The organism is Shinella sp. R2-11, from assembly GCF_055330205.1.
Map to the genome: position 1 here is coordinate 202,577 of NZ_JBVAPC010000008.1, position 21,866 is coordinate 224,442.

Annotated in this window: 19 protein-coding genes; all 19 read left to right on the forward strand. The window is 64.7% G+C overall.

The annotated features are described in order from the left end of the window. The first annotated feature begins 23 nt into the window (after positions 1-23). The 19 genes from ACZ1A1_RS19915 to ACZ1A1_RS20005 all read left to right on the forward strand — a co-directional run bounded on the left by ACZ1A1_RS19915 (position 24) and on the right by ACZ1A1_RS20005 (position 21,865). Positions 24-1,214, forward strand: a complete 1,191-nt coding sequence (locus ACZ1A1_RS19915; RefSeq protein ID WP_463621268.1) for an NADH-quinone oxidoreductase subunit D — start codon at positions 24-26, stop codon at positions 1,212-1,214. A 195-nt stretch (positions 1,215-1,409) separates the two neighbouring features. Continuing rightward, positions 1,410-2,537, forward strand: a complete 1,128-nt coding sequence (locus tag ACZ1A1_RS19920) for an NADH-quinone oxidoreductase subunit E (protein WP_463621269.1) — start codon at positions 1,410-1,412, stop codon at positions 2,535-2,537. Between the two features lie 11 nt (positions 2,538-2,548). Continuing rightward, complete coding sequence (gene nuoF, locus ACZ1A1_RS19925; RefSeq protein WP_463621270.1) at positions 2,549-3,853, forward strand: NADH-quinone oxidoreductase subunit NuoF; 1,305 nt, start codon at positions 2,549-2,551, stop codon at positions 3,851-3,853. Positions 3,854-3,857: 4 nt separating this feature from the next. Further along, the gene (locus tag ACZ1A1_RS19930) at positions 3,858-4,517 is read left to right on the forward strand and encodes an NADH:ubiquinone oxidoreductase (RefSeq protein WP_463621271.1); all 660 of its coding nucleotides are present in this window, start codon (positions 3,858-3,860) and stop codon (positions 4,515-4,517) included. A 119-nt stretch (positions 4,518-4,636) separates the two neighbouring features. Continuing rightward, complete coding sequence (gene nuoG, locus ACZ1A1_RS19935) at positions 4,637-6,715, forward strand: NADH-quinone oxidoreductase subunit NuoG (protein ID WP_463621272.1); 2,079 nt, start codon at positions 4,637-4,639, stop codon at positions 6,713-6,715. Positions 6,716-6,735: 20 nt separating this feature from the next. Next, positions 6,736-7,782: an NADH-quinone oxidoreductase subunit NuoH gene (gene nuoH / locus ACZ1A1_RS19940; protein ID WP_463621273.1), complete on the forward strand. Its 1,047-nt coding sequence runs from the start codon at positions 6,736-6,738 to the stop codon at positions 7,780-7,782. 34 nt (positions 7,783-7,816) lie between these two features. Continuing rightward, positions 7,817-8,308 carry an NADH-quinone oxidoreductase subunit NuoI gene (nuoI, locus tag ACZ1A1_RS19945; RefSeq protein ID WP_119258704.1) on the forward strand — a complete coding sequence of 164 codons (492 nt, stop codon included), beginning with the start codon at positions 7,817-7,819 and terminating at the stop codon, positions 8,306-8,308. Positions 8,309-8,411: 103 nt separating this feature from the next. Then, positions 8,412-9,026 carry an NADH-quinone oxidoreductase subunit J gene (locus tag ACZ1A1_RS19950; protein ID WP_463621274.1) on the forward strand — a complete coding sequence of 205 codons (615 nt, stop codon included), beginning with the start codon at positions 8,412-8,414 and terminating at the stop codon, positions 9,024-9,026. Between the two features lie 25 nt (positions 9,027-9,051). Further along, positions 9,052-9,360: an NADH-quinone oxidoreductase subunit NuoK gene (gene nuoK, locus ACZ1A1_RS19955; RefSeq protein ID WP_119258702.1), complete on the forward strand. Its 309-nt coding sequence runs from the start codon at positions 9,052-9,054 to the stop codon at positions 9,358-9,360. A 7-nt stretch (positions 9,361-9,367) separates the two neighbouring features. Continuing rightward, positions 9,368-11,365: an NADH-quinone oxidoreductase subunit L gene (gene nuoL / locus ACZ1A1_RS19960; RefSeq protein ID WP_463621275.1), complete on the forward strand. Its 1,998-nt coding sequence runs from the start codon at positions 9,368-9,370 to the stop codon at positions 11,363-11,365. Next, complete coding sequence (locus tag ACZ1A1_RS19965; RefSeq protein ID WP_313196324.1) at positions 11,365-12,879, forward strand: NADH-quinone oxidoreductase subunit M; 1,515 nt, start codon at positions 11,365-11,367, stop codon at positions 12,877-12,879. Before nuoL ends, ACZ1A1_RS19965 begins: the two co-directional genes overlap by 1 nt. 16 nt (positions 12,880-12,895) lie before the next feature. Continuing rightward, positions 12,896-14,338, forward strand: coding sequence for an NADH-quinone oxidoreductase subunit NuoN (gene nuoN, locus ACZ1A1_RS19970; RefSeq protein ID WP_463621276.1), 1,443 nt, complete (start codon positions 12,896-12,898; stop codon positions 14,336-14,338). Next, on the forward strand, positions 14,335-15,102 hold the full coding sequence (locus ACZ1A1_RS19975; RefSeq protein ID WP_463621277.1) for a biotin--[acetyl-CoA-carboxylase] ligase: 768 nt from the start codon (positions 14,335-14,337) through the stop codon (positions 15,100-15,102). The genes nuoN and ACZ1A1_RS19975 overlap by 4 nt, the downstream gene beginning before the upstream one ends. A gap of 15 nt (positions 15,103-15,117) precedes the next feature. Continuing rightward, the gene (locus ACZ1A1_RS19980; protein WP_313196327.1) at positions 15,118-16,785 is read left to right on the forward strand and encodes a ribonuclease J; all 1,668 of its coding nucleotides are present in this window, start codon (positions 15,118-15,120) and stop codon (positions 16,783-16,785) included. Between the two features lie 245 nt (positions 16,786-17,030). Further along, a complete protein-coding gene (mce, locus tag ACZ1A1_RS19985) occupies positions 17,031-17,435 on the forward strand; it encodes a methylmalonyl-CoA epimerase (protein ID WP_313196328.1) in 405 nt (134 codons plus the stop codon). A 77-nt stretch (positions 17,436-17,512) separates the two neighbouring features. Further along, on the forward strand, positions 17,513-17,782 hold the full coding sequence (locus ACZ1A1_RS19990; RefSeq protein WP_313196329.1) for a DUF1467 family protein: 270 nt from the start codon (positions 17,513-17,515) through the stop codon (positions 17,780-17,782). 721 nt (positions 17,783-18,503) lie between these two features. After that, complete coding sequence (proS, locus tag ACZ1A1_RS19995) at positions 18,504-19,832, forward strand: proline--tRNA ligase (RefSeq protein ID WP_463621278.1); 1,329 nt, start codon at positions 18,504-18,506, stop codon at positions 19,830-19,832. A 27-nt stretch (positions 19,833-19,859) separates the two neighbouring features. Beyond that, the gene (locus ACZ1A1_RS20000; RefSeq protein WP_313196331.1) at positions 19,860-21,167 is read left to right on the forward strand and encodes a lipoprotein-releasing ABC transporter permease subunit; all 1,308 of its coding nucleotides are present in this window, start codon (positions 19,860-19,862) and stop codon (positions 21,165-21,167) included. An 11-nt stretch (positions 21,168-21,178) separates the two neighbouring features. Continuing rightward, positions 21,179-21,865: an ABC transporter ATP-binding protein gene (locus tag ACZ1A1_RS20005; RefSeq protein WP_463621279.1), complete on the forward strand. Its 687-nt coding sequence runs from the start codon at positions 21,179-21,181 to the stop codon at positions 21,863-21,865. Position 21,866: the final 1 nt, after the last annotated feature.

Below are 21,866 nucleotides of genomic sequence, written 5' to 3' on the forward strand. Positions count from 1 at the left end.
CGCCGGCCTCTGGAGCAAGCGGCATGAACGAGCACAACGTTCGCAACTTCAACATCAACTTCGGCCCGCAGCACCCTGCGGCGCACGGGGTTCTGCGTCTCGTCCTCGAACTCGACGGCGAGATCGTCGAGCGCGTCGACCCGCATATCGGCCTGCTGCACCGCGGCACCGAGAAGCTGATCGAGACGAAGACCTATCTTCAGGCCGTGCCCTATTTCGACCGCCTCGACTACGTGGCGCCGATGAACCAGGAGCATGCCTTCGCGCTCGCCGTCGAGAAGCTGACGGGCACGGAAGTTCCGATCCGCGGCCAGCTCATCCGCGTGCTCTATTCCGAGATCGGCCGCATCCTCTCGCACCTCCTCAACGTGACGACCCAGGCCATGGACGTCGGCGCGCTGACGCCGCCGCTCTGGGGCTTCGAGGAACGCGAAAAGCTGATGGTGTTCTACGAGCGCGCCTGCGGCGCGCGCATGCACTCGGCCTATATCCGTCCGGGCGGCGTCCATCAGGACCTGCCGCACGAGCTGGTGGAAGACATCGGCAAGTGGATCGACCCGTTCCTGAAGACCGTCGACGACATCGACGAGCTCTTGACCGGCAACCGCATCTTCAAGCAGCGCAACGTCGATATCGGCGTGGTGAAGCTGGAAGACTGCTGGGCATGGGGCTTCTCCGGCGTCATGGTGCGCGGTTCCGGCGCTGCCTGGGACCTGCGTCGCTCGCAGCCCTACGAGTGCTATTCCGACCTCGACTTCGACATCCCGATCGGCAAGAACGGCGACTGCTACGACCGTTATGTCATCCGCATGATCGAGATGCGCGAATCCGCCAAGATCATGCGCCAGTGCGTCAATCGCCTGCTCGGCGACGCCAAGGTCGGCCCGGTCTCCTCGATCGACGGCAAGATGGTTCCGCCGAAGCGCGGCCAGATGAAGCGCTCGATGGAAGCGCTCATCCACCACTTCAAGCTCTATACTGAAGGCTACCATGTGCCGGCCGGCGAGGCGTATGCGGCCGTGGAAGCGCCGAAGGGCGAGTTCGGCGTCTACCTCGTCGCCGACGGCACCAACAAGCCCTATCGCTGCAAGATCCGCGCCCCGGGCTATGCCCACCTGCAGGCGATGGACTTCATCTGTCGCGGCCACCAGCTCGCCGACGTCTCGGCGATCCTGGGTTCCCTCGACATCGTGTTCGGCGAGGTTGACCGCTGATGCCGAACGCAGCCCCTGCCGTGACCGCCGCGATTCCGACCGCCGCCGCCTTCGCGAAGTCCGGCGCTCGGGCTTGTGCGTCCGCGGGCTGCGCTCCCGTATTCCTTCAGAACGACACGCCGGCCCATGCCCGCGTCTCCGCCGGCAAGGCGGACACGCGGCGCCGGCAGATTAACTGAGACAAGGCGTTACAGAATGTCCGTTCGTCGACTAGCCGATGACAATGTCCAGCCCGCCAGCTTCGCCTTCTCCAAGGAGAATGCGGCTTGGGCCAAGGCCACGATCAACAAGTATCCGAAGGGCCGCCAGCAGTCGGCGGTCATTCCGCTGCTGATGCGGGCGCAGGAACAGGATGGCTGGGTCACCAAGGCGGCCATCGAATATGTCGCCGACATGCTCGACATGGCCTATATCCGCGTGCTGGAAGTCGCGACCTTCTACACGCAATTCCAGCTTCTGCCGATCGGCACGCGCGCCCATGTGCAGGTCTGCGGCACGACGCCCTGCATGCTGCGCGGCGCGGAAGAGCTGATCAACGTCTGCAAAAAGCGCATCCACCCGGAGCCCTTCCACCGCAACGAGAGCGGCACGCTTTCCTGGGAAGAGGTCGAGTGTCAGGGCGCCTGCGTCAACGCACCGATGATCATGATCTTCAAGGACAGCTACGAGGACCTGACGCCGACGCAGCTCGAGCACATCATCGACCGCTTCGACGCCGGCAAGGGCGCCGACGTCAAGCCCGGCACGCAGATCGACCGCATCTATTCGGCCCCGGCCGGTGGCCTCACCAGCCTGAACGAGCCGGAACCGGCTGCGAAGAAGACCACGACGCGCGCAAAGAAGGCCGACGAGGACAGCGTCAGCGTTCCCCCGTCGAACGCCGCCCGCGCCAAGACGGACGCCGACGAGACCGACCCGAAGCTGAAGACGCCCGCGACCGCCAAGAAGGAAGCCGCCGCCAATGCCGAGGCGAAGGGCGAGACGCGCGCCGAGGGCGGCGATGCGGCGGCCAAGCAGCCGCTCGCCGGCAAGCCGTCGCTGGAGGACAAGAACCGTCCGGCCGGCATCGAACGCCCGGCAGCGCCCGACGACCTCAAGCTCATCTCCGGCGTCGGCCCGAAGATCGAGGGCATCCTGCACGAGCTCGGCATCTTCACCTTCGCCCAGGTCGCTGCCTGGAAGAAGGCGGAGCGCGAATGGGTCGACGGATATCTGAATTTCAAGGGCCGCATCGAGCGCGACGACTGGGTCAAGCAGGCCAAGGCGCTCGCCAAGGGCGGCGAAGCGGAATACATCCGCGTCTTCGGCAAAAAGCCGCGGTAAAGGGGTGAATCATGCTTAAGGACCAGGATCGCATCTTCACCAATATCTACGGCACCAAGGACAAGTCGCTGAAGGGCGCCATGGCCCGCGGCCATTGGGACGGAACCAAGCAGCTTCTCGAAAAGGGCCGTGACTGGATCATCAACGAGGTCAAGGCCTCGGGCCTGCGCGGCCGCGGCGGCGCCGGCTTCCCGACTGGCCTCAAGTGGTCCTTCATGCCGAAGGAGAGCGACGGCCGTCCGCACTATCTCGTCGTCAATGCCGACGAATCCGAGCCCGGCACCTGCAAGGACCGCGACATCCTGCGCCACGATCCGCATACGCTGATCGAAGGCTGCGTCGTCGCCTCCTTCGCCATGGGCGCGCATGCGGCCTACATCTACGTGCGCGGCGAATTCATCCGCGAGCGTGAAGCCCTCCAGGCCGCCATCGACGAATGCTACGAGGCCGGCCTGCTCGGCAAGAACAACAAGCTCGGCTACGATATCGACGTCTTCGTCCATCACGGCGCCGGCGCCTATATCTGCGGCGAGGAAACCGCGCTGCTCGAAAGCCTCGAAGGCAAGAAGGGCCAGCCGCGCCTCAAGCCGCCGTTCCCGGCCAATATGGGTCTCTACGGCTGCCCGACGACCGTCAACAACGTCGAGTCCATCGCCGTCACCCCGACGATCCTGCGCCGCGGCGCAAGCTGGTTCTCCAGCTTCGGCCGCCCGAACAATGTCGGCACCAAGCTGTTCATGATGTCCGGCCACGTCAACACGCCCTGCACGGTCGAGGAGAGCATGGGCATCTCCTTCCGCGAGATGGTGGAAAAGCACGGCGGCGGCATTCGCGGCGGCTGGGACAACCTGCTCGCCGTCATTCCCGGCGGCGCGTCGTGCCCGGTCGTCAAGGCCGAGGACATGATGAACGTCACGCTCGACTTCGACGGCCTGCGCGAGGTGAAGTCCTCCTTCGGCACCGGCGGCATGATCGTCATGGATCGCTCGACCGACATCATCAAGGCGATCTGGCGCATCTCGGCCTTCTTCAAGCACGAGAGCTGCGGCCAGTGCACGCCCTGCCGCGAAGGCACGGGCTGGATGATGCGCGTCATGGAGCGCATGGTGCGCGGCAACGCGCAGAAGCGCGAGATCGACATGCTCTTCGACGTGACGAAGCAGATCGAGGGCCACACGATCTGCGCGCTCGGCGACGCCGCGGCCTGGCCGATCCAGGGCCTCATCCGCAACTTCCGCCCCGAGATCGAGGCGCGTATCGACCAGTACACCGCCAATGCCATGGCGCATGGCGCGGTGCTGGAAGCAGCGGAGTAGGACGATGACGAAGCCGGTTGGACAGGATGCGAATGCGACCCACGTCCCGCCGGCCGAAGCTGCCGGCGACGACCCGTTCGGGCTGTCGCCGTGGCTGAAGCAGGTGCCGGACGTGCCGCTGCATCCGCTGATGGCGCATCCGATGGCGGCGATGGCCGCCACGACCGCGATCGGCTTCGGCATCGCGGGCCAGATGGCCGGGGCGATGCTGGGTGTTATGCAGAGCGCGGCGGAGCGGACGAAGGCGATGCTGGACGAGGCGGCGGAACTTGCCGCCAAGGCCGAAGCCGCGAAAGAGACGGCAGCGCCGGTGAAGGCGAAGCCGGAGCCGCGGGTGGTTCCGAAGGCCGAAACGCCGGTCGCGGAACCGAAGGTCAAGGTGGCGCGCGAAAGGAGCGCGACGCCGAAGACGGCTGAAGCGAGGCCGGTGCGCAAGGCGCCGGCGGCCAAAGCCGGGAAGGCCGATGACCTGAAGGCGATTTCGGGCATCGGGCCGAAGCTGGAGCAGGTGCTGAACGGCATGGGGCTCAAGCGCTACGCCGACATCGCGGCCCTGACGGACGCGGATGCGGCAAGGATCGAAGCCGAGTTCGGCCTCGGCGGGCGCATCGCCCGTGACGGCTGGGTGGAGCAGGCAAGGACGCTGGCGAAGGGCAGGGGCTAGGGCCCGCCGGAACCGGCAGATGGAACAAAGGCCGAAGGGAAGGGCGAAGGCCCGGAGCGGAAGCCGGAGAATGGCGCTGGCAGGGCGGGGTTTCCCCGCGTCAGAAGCGGGATTGAGATATGGCAAAGCTGATAGTCGACGGAAAAGAAATTGAAGTCCCGGATCACTTCACGCTGCTTCAGGCGTGCGAGGAGGCGGGTGCCGAAGTTCCGCGCTTCTGTTTCCACGAGCGGCTGTCGGTTGCCGGCAACTGCCGCATGTGCCTCGTCGAGGTGAAGGGCGGCCCGCCGAAGCCGGCGGCCTCCTGCGCCATGGGCGTGCGCGACCTGCGCCCCGGCCCGAACGGCGAACCGCCGGAAGTCTTCACAACCACGCCGATGGTCAAGAAGGCGCGCGAAGGCGTGATGGAATTCCTGCTCATCAACCACCCGCTGGATTGCCCGATCTGCGACCAGGGCGGCGAATGCGACCTGCAGGACCAGGCGATGGCCTTCGGCATCGACAGTTCGCGCTATGCCGAGAACAAGCGCGCGGTCGAGGACAAGTATATCGGCCCGCTCGTCAAGACGATCATGAACCGCTGCATCCACTGCACGCGTTGCGTCCGCTTCACGACGGAAGTCGCCGGCATCACCGAGCTCGGCCTCATCGGCCGCGGCGAGGACGCCGAGATCACCACCTATCTCGAACAGGCGATGACCTCCGAGCTGCAGGGCAACGTGGTCGACCTCTGCCCGGTCGGCGCGCTCACCTCCAAGCCCTTCGCCTTCACGGCCCGTCCATGGGAACTGAACAAGACGGAATCCGTCGACGTCATGGATGCCGTCGGCTCGGCCATCCGCGTCGATACGCGCGGCCGTGAAGTCATGCGCATCCTGCCGCGCGTCAATGAGGAGATCAACGAGGAGTGGATCTCCGACAAGACCCGCTTCATCTGGGATGGCCTGAAGACCCAGCGCCTCGACCGCCCCTACGTCCGCAAGGATGGCCGACTCCAGCCCGCAAGCTGGGCCGAAGCCTTCGGCGCCGTCAAGGCCGCCGTCGCCGGCAAGGCGGGCGAGCGCATCGGCGCCATCGCCGGCGACCTCGCCTCCGTCGAGGAGATCTACGCGCTGCGCGAACTGATGACCGCGCTCGGATCGACCAACGTCGACTGCCGCCAGGACGGCTCGGTGCTCGACCCGTCGCTCGGCCGCGCCAGCTACCTCTTCAACCCGACCATCGAAGGCATCGAGCAGGCCGACGCGCTGCTCATCGTCGGCTCCAACCCGCGCCTGGAAGCGGCCGTGCTCAACGCCCGCATCCGCAAGCGCTGGCGCATGGACAACTTCCCGATCGGCGTGATCGGCGAAGAGGGCGAACTGCGCTACGGCTACGAATATCTCGGCGCCGGCACGGACACGCTCTCCGGCCTCATCGACGGTTCGGTCAAGTTCGCCGCCAGGCTCAAGAAGGCCGAGCGCCCGATGATCATCGTCGGCCAGGGCGCGCTGTCGCGCGCCGACGGCCTTGCCGTTCTCTCGGCCGTCTCTGCGCTCGCGGAAAAGGTCGGCGCGGTGAAGGCGGATTGGAACGGCCTTGCCGTGCTCCACACAGCGGCCTCGCGCGTCGGCGGCCTCGACCTCGGCTTCGTGCCGGGCGAGGGCGGCAAGACGGCGGCCGACATGCTGACGGGCACGGACGTGCTCTTCCTGCTCGGCGCCGACGAGATGGACTTCTCCCGCAAGACCGCCTTCACGGTCTATATCGGCTCGCACGGCGACAACGCGGCGCATGTCGCCGACGTCATCCTGCCGGGCGCGACCTATACCGAGAAGTCGGGCATCTGGGTCAACACCGAAGGCCGCGTCCAGATGGGCAACCGCGCCGGCTTCGCGCCGGGTGACGCCCGCGAGGACTGGGCGATCCTGCGCGCGCTTTCCGACGTGCTCGGCAAGAAGCTGCCCTTCGATTCGCTCGCCGAGCTGCGCGCGAAGCTCTATGCGGCGCATCCGCATTTCGCCGCGATCGACGAGATTGCAGCCGGCGATATCGCCGATCTCTCCGCCCTTGCGAAAAAAGGCGGGACGATGGCGAATTCCGGGTTTGCGTCTCCGGTCAAAGACTTCTATTTGACGAACCCGATAGCGCGCGCCTCCGCGGTCATGGCCGAATGCTCGGCTCTGGCCCGCAACAATTTCAAAGTCGCGGCGGAATGAGCGCGAAGGGATAAAGCATTATGGACGCTTTCATTTCGACCTATGTCTGGCCTGGCGTGATCATCGTGGCCCAGTCGCTCCTGCTTCTGGTGCTGCTCCTGGTCTCCATCGCCTTCATCCTGCTGGCCGACCGCAAGATCTGGGCGGCCGTGCAGCTTCGCCGCGGCCCGAACGTCGTCGGTCCCTTCGGCCTGTTCCAGTCCTTCGCCGACCTTCTGAAGTTCGTCTTCAAGGAGCCGGTGATCCCGGCCAGCGCCAACAAGGCGATCTTCCTGCTCGCCCCGCTCGTCTCCGTGACGCTGGCGCTCGCCACCTGGGCGGTCGTGCCGGTCAATGACGGCTGGATGATCGCCAACATCAATGTCGGCATCCTCTACATCTTCGCGATCTCCTCGCTCGAAGTGTACGGCATCATCATGGGCGGCTGGGCCTCGAACTCGAAGTACCCGTTCCTCGGCGCGCTGCGCTCGGCCGCGCAGATGGTGTCCTACGAAGTCTCCATCGGCTTCGTCATCGTCACCGTCCTGCTCTGCGTCGGCTCGCTGAACCTCACCGACATCGTCAACGCCCAGCATGACGGCCTCGGCACGCGCCTCGGCCTGCCGCCGTCCTTCCTTGACTGGCACTGGCTGGCGCTGTTCCCGATGTTCGTGGTGTTCTTCATCTCGGCGCTCGCCGAGACGAACCGCCCGCCCTTCGACCTGCCCGAAGCCGAATCCGAACTCGTCGCCGGCTTCATGGTCGAATACGGCTCGACCCCGTACATGATGTTCATGCTCGGCGAATATGCCGCCATCTGCCTGATGTGCGCCCTGACGACGATCCTCTTCCTCGGCGGCTGGCTGCCCCCGGTGGACGTCTGGTTCCTCAACTGGGTCCCGGGCATCGTCTGGTTCGTCCTGAAGGCGCTCTTCGTCTTCTTCATGTTCGCGATGGTGAAGGCCTTCGTGCCGCGCTACCGCTACGACCAGCTCATGCGTCTCGGCTGGAAGGTCTTCCTCCCGATCTCGCTCGCCATGGTCGTCATCGTTGCATTCGTGCTGAAGCTCACGGGCTGGTCCGCATGACCGCCCGGGATTTCAGCAGCATTGGAGCTTAAGCATGGCTAGTCTTTCGCAAGCCGTAAATTCGCTGTTCCTCAAGGAATTCGTCGGCGCGTTCTTCCTGTCGATGCGCTACTTCTTCCGCGCCAAGGCGACGGTGAACTATCCCTTCGAGAAGGGCCCGGTCTCCCCGCGCTTCCGCGGCGAGCATGCGCTGCGCCGCTATCCGAACGGCGAGGAACGCTGCATCGCCTGCAAGCTGTGCGAGGCCATCTGTCCTGCCCAGGCTATCACCATCGAGGCGGGTCCCCGCCGCAACGACGGCACGCGCCGCACGGTGCGCTACGACATCGACATGGTGAAGTGCATCTATTGCGGCTTCTGCCAGGAAGCCTGCCCGGTCGACGCCATCGTCGAAGGTCCGAACTTCGAGTTCTCGACCGAGACGCGCGAGGAGCTCTACTACGACAAGCAGAAGCTCCTCGATAATGGCGACCGCTGGGAGCGGGAGATCGCCCGCAACATCGCTATGGACTCGCCTTACCGCTGATACGCAGCGGAAAGGCAAAACGAAAGCACGTGCCTGACGAAGGGTCGTCAGGCTTCGACGGGGGAGGGGGAACCTTCTCCGGGGAAGACGAAAAGGCACCAAAATGGGTCTTCAGGCTCTATTCTTCTATCTGTTCGCCTTCGTGGCGGTGGCGTCCGCCTTCATGGTGATCGCGTCCAGGAACCCGGTCTATTCCGTGCTGTTCCTGATCCTCACCTTCTTCAATTCGGCGGGCCTGTTCCTCCTGACGGGTGCCGAGTTCCTGGCGATGATCCTCCTGGTCGTCTATGTCGGCGCCGTCGCGGTCCTCTTCCTCTTCGTCGTGATGATGCTCGACATCGACTTTGCCGAGCTGCGCGCGGGCGCGCTCGAATATGCCCCGGTCGGCGCGCTGATCGGCATCGTCCTGGCGATCGAGCTGCTGGTGGTCGCGGGCGGCTGGGTCCTGTCGCCGGAGCTTGCCAGGACCGTCTCGATGCCGATCCCGCCGATCGCCGAGCGCACGAACACCGCCGCCCTCGGCGACGTGCTCTATACGCATTACGTCTACTACTTCCAGATCGCCGGCCTCGTGCTGCTGGTCGCGATGATCGGCGCGATCGTGCTGACGCTGCGCCACAAGCCGCACATCAAGCGCCAGAACATCTCGCAGCAGGTCGCCCGCTCGCCGGAAACCGCCGTCGAGGTGGTCAAGGTGAAGCCGGGGCAGGGTATCTGAGGCCGCGCGGACAAGGAAAAGCATCATGGAAATCGGTATTTCCCACTATCTCACCGTCAGCGCCATCCTCTTCATCCTCGGCGTTTTCGGCATCTTCCTGAACCGGAAGAACGTCATCGTCATCCTGATGTCGATCGAGCTCATCCTGCTTTCGGTCAACATCAACATGGTGGCGTTCTCGCACTTCCTGAACGACATCGTCGGCCAGGTCTTCGCGCTGTTCATTCTGACCGTCGCGGCTGCGGAAGCGGCCATCGGTCTTGCAATTCTCGTCGTCTTCTACCGTAACCGCGGTTCGATCGCCGTCGAAGACGTCAATATGATGAAGGGCTGATCGGGTCATGGATACCATCATCAAGGCAATCGTCTTCCTTCCGCTGATCGGCTTCCTGATCGCCGGGATCAGTGGCAACGCCATCGGCGCCAAGGCGTCCGAATACGTCACCTCCGGCTTCATGATCATCGCGGCCGTCCTGTCCTGGATCGTCTTCTTCGACGTCGCCATGGGCGAGACGGAGATGATCAAGGTCAGCGTGCTGACCTGGATCCAGTCCGGCAGCTTCGATGTCGAATGGGCCTTCCGCGTCGATACGCTGACGGCCGTCATGCTCGTGGTCGTGAACACGGTCTCGACGCTCGTGCATGTCTATTCCATCGGCTACATGCACCACGACCCGCACCGGCCGCGCTTCTTCGCCTATCTCTCGCTCTTCACCTTCGCCATGCTCATGCTGGTGACGTCGGACAACCTGCTGCAGATGTTCTTCGGTTGGGAAGGCGTGGGCCTGGCGTCCTACCTCTTGATCGGCTTCTGGTACAAGAAGCCCTCGGCCTCGGCCGCCGCCATGAAGGCCTTCATCGTCAACCGCGTCGGCGACTTCGGCTTCGCGCTCGGCATCTTCTCGGTCTTCGTGCTCTTCGGCTCGATCAACTTCGAGACGATCTTCGCGACCGCCGCGACCTACCTTCCGGCCGAAGGCGCCGCGGATGCCGCCGAGCCGGTCATCAACCTCTTCGGCATGAGCCTCGACAAGTCGCAGGCGCTGACCGCCACCTGCCTCCTGCTCTTCATGGGCGCGATGGGCAAGTCGGCGCAGTTCCTGCTGCACACCTGGCTGCCGGACGCCATGGAAGGCCCGACCCCGGTCTCGGCCCTCATCCATGCCGCCACCATGGTCACCGCCGGCGTCTTCCTCGTCGCCCGCATGTCGCCGATCTTCGAACTCTCGCACAACGCCCTGATGGTCGTGACGCTGATCGGCGCCATCACCGCCTTCTTCGCGGCGACCGTCGGCCTCGTGCAGAACGACATCAAGCGCGTCATCGCCTATTCGACCTGCTCGCAGCTCGGCTACATGTTCGTTGCGCTCGGCATCGGCGCCTATGGCGCGGCCGTTTTCCACCTCTTCACGCACGCCTTCTTCAAGGCCCTCCTGTTCCTCGGCGCCGGCTCCGTCATCCACGCCGTCGACGGCGAGCAGGACATGCGCTACATGGGCGGCCTCCGGAAGCACATCCCGATCACCTTCTGGATGATGACGATCGGCACGCTGGCGCTGACGGGCGTCGGCATCCCGGGCACCGTTATCGGCTTTGCGGGCTTCTTCTCGAAGGACGCGATCATCGAGAGCACCTTCGCCTCGCACAGCCCGATCGCCGGCTTCGCCTTCGTGCTGCTGGTCATCGCCGCGCTCTTCACGAGCTTCTACTCCTGGCGCCTGGCCTTCATGACCTTCTTCGGCAAGCCGCGCGCTTCCGCCGACGTCATGCACCACGTCCATGAGTCGCCGGCCGTCATGCTGGTTCCGCTCTTCATCCTCGGCGCGGGCGCGATCTTCGCCGGCTGGCTCTTCGTGGAATATTTCTACGGCCACCACTACGACGAGTTCTGGCAGGGAGCGCTCTTCACGGGTGCCGAAAACCACCTCGTGCACGAGTTCCACAACGTCCCGCTCTGGGTGAAGTGGAGCCCGTTCGCCGCCATGGCCATCGGCTTCGTCACCGCCTGGTACATGTACATCCGTTCGCCGGAAACTCCGAAATACCTCGCCGAGCAGCACCGCGGTCTCTACCAGTTCCTGCTCAACAAGTGGTACTTCGACGAGCTCTACGACGCCATCTTCGTCCGTCCGGCGAAGGCGCTCGGCAAGTTCCTCTGGAAGAAGGGTGACGGCACCGTCATCGACGGCTTCGGCCCGAACGGCATCGCCGCCCGCGTCGTCGACGTCACCAACCGCGTCGTCCGCCTCCAGACCGGTTACCTCTATCACTACGCATTCGCGATGCTGCTCGGTATTGCGGCACTCGTCACATGGATGATGCTCGGGAGTTCCCTCTGATGACCGATTGGCCCATTCTTTCAGCGGTCACCTTCCTCCCGCTCGTCGGCGTGGCGCTCCTGCTGCTGACCCGCGAGGACAGCCCGTACGGCCGCCGCAACATCCTCAACGTGGCGCTGCTGACGACGGTCTTCACCTTCGTCCTCTCGCTCTTCATCTGGGTCGGCTTCGATTATTCGAACCCCGGCTTCCAGATGGTCGAGAAGCATGAATGGCTCGGCACCGGCATTTCCTACCATCTCGGCGTCGACGGCATCTCCATGCTGTTCGTCATCCTGTCGACCTTCCTGATGCCGTTCTGCGTGCTGGCGAGCTGGAACACCATCGAGAAGCGCCTGAAGGAATACATGATCGCCTTCCTGCTCCTGGAAGTGTTCATGGTCGGCGTGTTCGTCTCGCTCGACATCGTCCTCTTCTACGTCTTCTTCGAGGCGGGCCTCATTCCGATGTTCATCATCATCGGCGTGTGGGGCGGCAAGGATCGCGTCTACGCATCCTACAAGTTCTTCCTCTACACGCTGCTCGGCTCGGTGCTGATGCTGCTCGCCATCATGGCGATGTACTGGCAGGCCGGCACGACGGACATCACGGAACTGCTCGCCTACAACTTCCCGGCCCATATGCAGACCTGGCTGTGGCTCGCCTTCTTCGCCTCGTTTGCGGTGAAGATGCCGATGTGGCCGGTCCACACCTGGCTTCCCGACGCGCACGTGCAGGCGCCGACGGCGGGCTCGGTGATCCTGGCCGGCGTCCTCCTGAAGCTCGGCGGCTACGGTTTCATCCGCTTCTCGCTGGCCATGTTCCCGCTCGCCTCCGACTATTTCGCGCCCTTCGTCTTCGCGCTGTCGGTCATCGCCATCATCTACACCTCGCTGGTGGCGATGATGCAGGACGACATCAAGAAGCTGATCGCCTATTCGTCGGTCGCCCACATGGGCTATGTCACCATGGGCATCTTCGCGGCGAACACGCAGGGCCTCCAGGGCGCCATCTTCCAGATGCTCTCGCATGGCATCGTCTCCGGCGCGCTGTTCCTGTGCGTCGGCGTCGTCTACGACCGGCTGCACACCCGCGAGATCTCCGCCTATGGCGGCCTCGTCAACAACATGCCGAAATACGCCGTCGCCTTCATGGTCTTCACCATGGCCAATGTCGGCCTGCCGGGCACCTCGGGCTTCGTCGGCGAAATCATGACCCTGCTCGGCGCTTTCCGCGCCAATACCTGGGTCGCGTTCTTCGCCACGACGGGCGTCATCCTCTCGGCCTCCTACGCGCTGTGGCTCTACCGCCGCGTGATATTCGGTGCGCTCGAGAAGGAAAGCCTGAAGTCGCTGCTCGACCTGTCGGGCCGCGAGAAGCTGCTGCTTTACCCGCTCGTGATCCTGACGATCTTCTTCGGCGTCTATCCGGCTCCGGTGTTCAATGTGACGGCGGCCTCGGTCGACGCGCTTCTCAACCAATATTCCGCGGCTCTGCAGGCGGCGCAGCAATCCGTTGCGCTCCTGGCGAACTGACGACGGGACCCAAGACATGACTGCTGATACAATCCTTGCCAGCCTTCAGCTCTCGACGCCGGAGATCATCCTCGCCGTCGGCGGCCTGGTCCTGCTGATGATCGGTGTCTTCTCGGGCGAACGGTCGGGAACGACCGTGACCGGGCTCGCCGTCGCGGTTCTCATCATCGCCGGCCTCTGGCTGGTGCTGGCGACGGGCGAGGGGCAGGCCTATGGCGGCGCCTTCGTCTCCGACGCCTTCGCCAAGTTCATGAAGGTGCTGGCGCTGATCGGCTCCATCACCGCCATGGTGATGACCGTCGGCCACGCCCGCTCCGAGCAGCTCGACCGCTTCGAGTTCCCGGTGCTGGTCGTGCTCTCGACGCTCGGCATGCTGCTGATGATCTCGGCCAACAGCCTGCTGTCGCTCTACCTTGCGCTGGAGCTCCAGTCTCTCGCCCTCTACGTGGTCGCCGCGATCAACCGCGAGAGCCTGCGCTCGACGGAAGCCGGCCTGAAATACTTCGTGCTCGGCGCGCTCTCCTCGGGCATGCTGCTCTACGGCATGTCGCTGGTCTACGGCTTCACCGGCCATATCGGCTTCCAGGAGATCGCCGCGGCGCTGACTGCGGAAGGCCGCTCGCTCGGCCTCGTCTTCGGCCTGGTGTTCATCCTCGCCGGCCTTGCCTTCAAGATCTCCGCCGTGCCGTTCCACATGTGGACGCCGGACGTCTATGAAGGCGCGCCGACCCCGGTAACGGCCTTCTTCGCGGCCGCCCCGAAGGTCGCCGCCATGGGCATGCTGGTGCGCATCGTCATCGACGCCTTCGAGCCGGTCGTCGCCGACTGGCAGCAGGTCGTGGTCTTCATCTCCATCGCCTCGATGCTGCTCGGTTCGTTCGCCGCCATCGGCCAGCGCAACATCAAGCGCCTGATGGCCTATTCGTCGATCGGCCATATGGGCTATGCGCTCGTCGGCCTTGCCTCCGGCTCCATGGCCGGCGTGCGCGGCGTCGCGCTCTACATGCTGATCTACATGGTCATGACGCTCGGCACCTTCGCCTGCATCCTCGCCATGCGCCGCAAGGAAGGCGGCAATGTCGAGGATATCAACGATCTCGCGGGCCTCTCCTCGACCAATCCGTTCATGGCGACGGCGATGACGATCCTGATGTTCTCGCTGGCCGGCATTCCGCCGCTGGCCGGCTTCTTCGCCAAGTACTTCGTCTTCATGGCGGCCATCGAGGCGCAGCTCTATGCGCTGGCCATCATCGGCGTGCTCTCCTCGGTCGTCGGCGCCTACTATTACCTGCGCGTCATCAAGGTGATGTGGTTCGACGAGCCGACCGGCGAATTCGCCCGTACCTCGGGCGAACTGAAGCTGGTCTTCGGCCTCGCCGGCCTCTTCGTGCTCGGCTATGTGCTGATCGGCGGGCCGATCGGCAATGCGGCCGAAGCTGCGGCGCGGACCTTCTTTTGAGCAGGTCCGATAGTCCTCGCCGGCTGTCGCTCGACGACTTCCGGCACGAGGCGCTCGCAGAAGTGGGTTCCACCAATACGGAATGCCTGGAGCGCGCCCGAAAGGGCGCGCTTTCCGGTCTCTGGATCACCGCCGGCCGGCAGACCGGCGGGCGCGGCCGGCGCGGGCGCGCCTGGTTCTCCGAGCCCGGCAATCTCTATGCCTCGCTGCTGCTGATCGATCCCGCGCCGATGGATCGCCTCGGCTCCCTGCCGCTCGCCGTCGCCGTCGCCGTGCAGGATGCCATCCGCCGCATCATGCCGCTCGACGCGCCCGATGTGCTGGTCAAATGGCCGAACGACATCCTGATCGACCGGCGCAAGGTCTGCGGCATCCTCCTCGAGGGCGAGACGCTGCCCGACGGCCGCCATGCCCTGGTGATCGGCATCGGCATCAATGTCTCCGTCGCGCCGGATGCCGGCCTCTATCCGGTCGCGGCGCTCAGCGATTTCGGCGCGTCCGCCGCGCCCGAGGAACTCTTCGCCTGGCTCTTCCAGTCCATGGCGGAAACGCTCTTCCTCTGGAACCGCGGCCGCGGCATCGCGGCCATCATGGAGCGCTGGAAACAGGTCGCCGGCGGCATCGGGGAAAACATCACCGTGAATCTCCCCGACCATTCTATTTCCGGGCGCTTTTCCGGAATTGATGATACAGGTCTCCTGAAACTGGAGACGGATGACGGCGGCACGCGGCTTATCGCGGCCGGCGACGTATTTTTTGGATAGGATTTTTTGAACCCGATGGCAAAAGAAGACGAACTGGTGTTCCTGCCGCTTGGCGGCGTCGGCGAAATCGGCATGAACCTCGCGCTCTACGGCTACGGCCCGAAGACGAACCGCCAGTGGATCATGGTCGATTGCGGCGTCACCTTTCCGGGGCCGGACCTGCCGGGCGTCGACCTCGTCCTGCCCGATATCCGCTTCCTCGCCGAGGAGCGCAAGAACCTCAAGGGCATCGTCATCACCCATGCCCACGAGGACCATTACGGCGCGCTGAACGAGCTGTGGCCGGGCCTCAACGTGCCGGTCTATGCCTCGCCCTTCACGGCCGGCATGCTGGAAGCCAAGCGCGACTACGAGCGCAGCCGCGTCGAAATCCCGGTGACGATCTTCAAGCAGGGCGACAGGATCAATCTCGGCCCGTTCGAGATCGAGGCCATCGGCGTCAACCACTCGATCCCCGAGCCCATGTCGCTGGCGATCAAGACGCCGCTCGGCACCGTCGTCCATACGGGCGACTGGAAGATCGACCTTGAACCCTCGCTCGGGCCCCTGACGGACGAGTCACGCTTCCGCAAGCTCGGCGACGAGGGCGTTCTGGCGCTGATCTGCGACAGCACCAACGCGGTGCGCGACGGCATCTCGCCCTCCGAGCGCGAGGTTTCCGAGAGCCTGACGAAGATCATCGAAAGCGCCGAGGGCAGGGTGGGCATCACCACCTTCTCCTCGAATGTCGGCCGTATCCGCTCCATCGCGCAGGCCGCGGAAGCCGCCGGCCGCGAGGTGCTGCTGCTCGGCAGCTCCATGAAACGCGTGACGGAGGTGGCGCGCGACATCGGCCTCATGGAGGGCCTGAAGCCCTTCATCGCCGAGGACGAGTTCGGCTATATCCCGCGCGACAAGGTGGTCGTGATCCTGACGGGCAGCCAGGGCGAACCGCGCGCCGCGCTTGCCAAGATCGCCCGCGACGAGATGCGCAACGTCGCCTTCACCGCCGGCGACACGATCATCTTCTCCTCGCGCGCCATTCCCGGCAACGAGAAGGCGATCAACGACATCAAGAACGGCCTGATCGAGCAGGGCATCCATATCATCACCGATTCCGAGGCGCTGGTGCATGTCTCCGGCCATCCGCGCCGCCATGAGCTGCAGCAGATGTACGGCTGGGTACGCCCGAAAATGGTCGTGCCGGTGCATGGCGAGGCGGCGCATCTGACGGCCCATGCCGAGCTTGCCGAGCAGTCCGGCATCGCCGAGGTGCCGCGGGTGCGCAACGGCGACGTGCTGAAGCTCGCCCCCGGCGTGCCCGAGGTCGTCGACCACGCCCCCTTCGGCCGTATCTTCAAGGACGGCAACCTCATCGGCGATTACGAGGAGATGGGCATCGGCGACCGCCGCAAGCTCGCCTTCGTCGGCCACGTCGCCGTCAGCGTCCTGCTCGACAGCCGCTACGACTTCATGGGCGATCCGGAAGTCGAGCCCTTCGGCCTGCCGCAGTTCGACGACGAGGGCGAGGACATGGGCGACACGCTCTACGACGCCGTGCTCGGCGCCGTCGAAAGCATCCCGCGCGCCCGTCGCAAGGACCTCGAAATGGTGCGCGAGGCCGTGCGCCGCGCCGTGCGTTCGACGGCGAACGAGATATGGGGCAAGAAGCCTGTCGTCACCGTCTTCCTGACGAAGGTCTGATCGCGGCGCTGCCCCTCATCCGGCTGCCGCGACCTTCTCCCCGCAAGCGGGGAGAAGGAGGATGGGGAGAAGCGCTGCCTCTAACGACTTTTGGGAAGCCCGGACGGCATCTCCTTCGCCCAGTCCGCCGGGAGACGATGTTCGGAAAACCGTTGCAACAACCCCTTCTCCCCGCTTGCGGGGAGAAGGTCGCGGCAGCCGGATGAGGGGCTGCCCAAGCGATCAGCCCCATGGGAGAGAAGCGCATGCTCGGAAGGGTCAACCACATCGCCATCGCCGTGCCGGACCTCGCCGCCGCGACCGCGACCTATCGCGACACGCTCGGCGCCACGGTTTCCGCCCCGCAGGCCCTGCCGGAACACGGCGTGACGGTGGTTTTCGTCGAGCTGCCGAACACCAAGGTGGAGCTGCTGGAGCCGCTGGGCGAGGGCTCTCCCATCGCCGCCTTCCTGGAAAAGGCGCCCGCCGGCGGCATGCATCACATCTGCTACGAGGTGGACGACATTCTCGCCGCCCGCGACCGGCTGGTGGCGAGCGGCGCGCGCGTGCTCGGCGACGGCACGCCGAAGACCGGCGCGCATGGCAAGCCGGTGCTTTTTCTCCATCCCAAGGATTTCCTCGGCACGCTGGTCGAGCTGGAAGAGGTGTGACAGCACGCCGCGCCGCCTGCCCGTTTGAACTTCTCCGCCGACAGGCGTAAAAAGGCCACCGTCACAAGGGACCGACCATGCAGATCTTCTCCTTCTTCGCCGTGTATTTCGTCGTCTGGTGGATGACGCTCTTCGCCGTCCTGCCCTTCGGGCTGAAGACCCAGGCCGAGGCGAACGAGGTGGTGCCCGGCACGGTGGAAAGCGCCCCCGCCCGGTTTCGCGGCGGCCGCGTGATGCTGCTGAACACCATCGTCTCCGCCATCATCTACGGCGCCTGGTACATCCTCTCGGTGCGCTTCGGTTACGGCATCGACGCGATCCCGCAATTCTACCCGAGTTACGACTGAGCGGCCGCCACAGGCGTTAACGAACCGTTAGTAGGCTGGAAGCAAGGCATTCCATCATAGCCGGGACGCAACGAAAAAGTCTTCCGATCGCCCTTCGCCACATCTTGCCAGGAAAGAGCCACGTTGCGGGCCTGCCCGACCCAGCGTGAAGCGCACTCGCGCGGCCTCGGTTCACGTTGCGTGAGGTGAAGTCTCCGCAGCGGCCGCCGGTGTGCGGCTTTGACGCATGGACCCGCGCGGGAAAGCTGTTAGAGGAGGGGCGCCTTCGGGCGAAAAGCAAAAAAAAACAAGGCTGAAAGCCTTGTTTTACAGGTATCGCGTGATCTTTATCCGTTGTGCGGTGGCAGCGTCTACGCGCGCCAAAGATCTGATCCTCCCAAGACTTGACCGCGAAATTGGCGAGAATTTGTACTTCTTGCCTGTTTTGTGGCCTGAAACTAGCCCAAAGCTTGGGCGTTGTCATCCGCTTTTTTTGCATTTTTGCTACAGTGGAATAAAATTTTTCCATTGACAACGTGCGCGCAATTTCCGTTATTTGCGGCCCCATTTTTCCGCCACATTTCTTTGGGCCGCCCACGGCGGTGGACAGTGCTTCGCGCCGATGCCGCCACCCGTCCTGCCGGGTTCCCTTCCTGTGGCGAAGCGTTTATGAACGCATGAAAATCAACGTCATTTTGCCCGATTCCCCGAATAGGGCGGATCAGTCACTCCGGAACCCGATATGCGCCTTTCCCGCTTCTTCCTGCCCATCCTCAAGGAAAACCCCAAGGAGGCCGAGATCGTCTCCCACCGGCTCATGCTGCGTGCGGGCATGATCAAGCAGCAGTCCCAGGGCATCTATACCTGGCTGCCGCTCGGCAAGCGCGTGCTCGACAAGGTCAATGCCATCATCCGCGAGGAGCAGAACCGCTCCGGCGCCATCGAGCTCCTGATGCCGACGCTGCAGTCCGCCGAGCTCTGGCAGGAAAGTGGTCGCTACGACGCCTATGGCAAGGAGATGCTGCGCATCAAGGACCGCCAGGAGCGCCCGATGCTCTACGGCCCCACCAACGAGGAGATGATCACGGACGTCTTCCGCTCGTTCGTGAAGTCCTACAAGGACCTGCCGCTCAACCTCTATCATATCCAGCTCAAGTTCCGCGACGAGATCCGCCCGCGCTTCGGCACGATGCGCTCGCGCGAGTTCCTGATGAAGGACGCGTATTCCTTCGATCTCAACCGCGAAGGCGCCGTGCATGCCTATAACCGCATGTTCGCGGCCTATCTGCGCACCTTCTCACGCATGGGCCTGCGCGCCATTCCGATGCGTGCCGATACCGGCCCGATCGGCGGCGATCTCAGCCATGAATTCATCATCCTCGCCGATACGGGCGAGTCGGAAGTCTTCTGCCACAAGGACTTCCTGAACTTCGACATTCCGGGCGTGGACACCAATTTCGACGACGTCGCGGATCTGCGCGCCATCTTCGACAAGTGGACCTCGCGCTATGCCGCGACGTCCGAGATGCACGACGCGCCCGCCTTCGAGGCGATCCCGGAAGGCGAGCGCCTGTCGGCCCGCGGCATCGAGGTCGGCCACATCTTCTATTTCGGCACGAAATATTCCGAAGCCATGGGCGCCAAGGTGCAGGGCCCCGACGGCAAGGAGCATACCGTGCATATGGGCTCCTACGGCATCGGCCCGACGCGCCTCGTGCCGGCGATTATCGAAGCCTCGCATGACGAGAACGGCATCATCTGGCCGAAGGCCGTCGCGCCCTTCGAAGCCGTCGTCATCAACATGAAGTCGGGCGACGAAGCCTGCGACGCGGCCTGCGAAAAGATCTACGGCGCGCTGCTGAACGCCGGGGTCGACGTACTCTACGACGACAAGGACGAGCGCGCAGGCGCCAAGTTCGCCACCGCCGACCTCATCGGCGCGCCGGTGCAGGTCATTGCCGGCCCGCGGGGCGTGGCGAACGGCGAGGTCGAGATCAAGGATCGCAAGACCGGCGAGCGCGAGACGCTGACCATCGAGGCGGCCATCAATCGCCTGACGTCCGGCAATTGATGCGGACCGGCGGCAACGGGAGGTAACATGGCTGACGCAGCGAGCGGCGCGCCCGCAACCGAGGCTCAGGTCTTCAGGAAAAACCGCCCGTTCTCCGCCTTCGAGCGGATGGTCGCCTGGCGCTACCTGCGCTCGCGGCGCAAGGAAGCCTTCATCTCGGTGATCGCCGGCTTCTCCTTCATCGGCATCATGCTGGGCGTGGCCACCCTCATCATCGTCATGGCGGTGATGAACGGCTTCCGCACCGAGCTGATCTCGCGCATCCTCGGCATCAACGGCCACATGATCGTGCAGCCGATCGACAGCCCGCTGAACGACTATGCCAGCCTGGCCGATCGCCTTGCCGCCGTACCGGGCGTGACGATGGCGATCCCGCTCGTCGAAGGCCAGACGCTGGCCTCCGGCACGGCGGGGGCGGGTACCGGCGCGCTGGTGCGCGGCGTGCGCGCCGACGACCTTGCGAAGATGAAGGCCGTCTCCGACCATATCAAGGAAGGCGACCTCGTCGGCTTTGCCGCCGGCAGCGGCGTCGCCATCGGCGCGCGCATGGCCGAGGCCCTCGGCCTCAGCGCCGGCGGCCAGATCACGCTCGTCGCGCCCGAGGGCGACGTCACGCCGCTCGGCGTGAACCCGCGCGTCAAGACCTATACGGTCTCCGCCATCTTCGAGATCGGCATGTCGGAATACGATGCCTCGATCATCTATATGCCGCTGGAGGAAGCGCAGCTCTACTTCAATTCCGAAGGCATCGTGCAGTCGATCGAGCTCTTCGTCTCGAACCCCGATGCCGTCGACCAGCTCCGCCAGCCGCTGGAGGCCGCCGCCGAACGGCAGATCTTCATCACCGACTGGCGCCAGCGCAACCGCACCTTCTTCTCGGCGCTGGAGGTCGAGCGCAACGTCATGTTCATGATCCTGACGCTGATCGTGCTCGTCGCCGCGCTCAACATCATCTCCGGCCTCATCATGCTGGTGAAGGACAAGGGCAGCGACATCGCGATCCTGCGCACCATGGGCGCGACATCCGGCGCCATCATGCGCATCTTCTTCATGACGGGCGCGGCCATCGGCACGGTCGGCACCTTTGCCGGCGTGCTGCTCGGCGTCGTCGTCTGCCTCAATGTCGAATCCATCCGCCAGTTCTTCTCGTGGATCTCGGGCACGACGCTGTTCAACCCGGAACTCTATTTCCTCAGCCAGCTGCCGGCCGACATGAATGCCGGCGAGACCGTTTCGGTCGTCGTCATGGCGCTGGCGCTCTCGTTCCTCGCGACGATCTTCCCCGCCTGGCGCGCCTCCAGGCTCGATCCGGTCCAGGCCCTTCGGTACGAATAGGAACAGAACGCATGACTGCGCGCGTGGCTTTGGAACTCAAGGGCATCGAACGGCACTACGGCCAGGGCGAGACGGTGCTGACCATCCTCAAGGGGGCGGACTTCACGCTGAAGAGCGGCGAGACGGTCGCGCTCGTCGCCCCGTCGGGCACCGGCAAGTCGACGCTGCTCCACATCGCCGGCCTTCTCGAAAGGCCGGATGCCGGAGAGGTCCTCGTCAACGGCCATTCCTGCGCCGAACTCTCCGACGACCAGCGCACGGCGATCCGCCGCGGCGAGATCGGCTTCGTCTACCAGTTCCACCACCTGCTGCCGGAATTCACCGCGCTCGAGAACATCATGATGCCGCAGCTGATAGGCGGCCTCTCCAAGGCGGAGGCGCGCGAGCGCGCCGCCCAGCTTCTCGACTACATGCGCATCGGCCACCGCGCCGACCATCGCCCGTCCGAGCTTTCCGGCGGCGAGCAGCAGCGCGTGGCCATCGCAAGGGCCGTCGCCAATGCCCCGCTCGTCCTCCTCGCCGACGAGCCGACCGGCAACCTCGACCCGGAAACCGCCGGCTATGTCTTCGAGGCACTGGAAGCGCTCGCCCGCCAGTCGGGCCTCGCCGCGCTGATCGCCACCCACAACCACGAGCTGGCCGGCCTCATGGACCGCCGCGTGACGATCGAGGACGGCCTCGTGCGCGAACTGGCCTGAC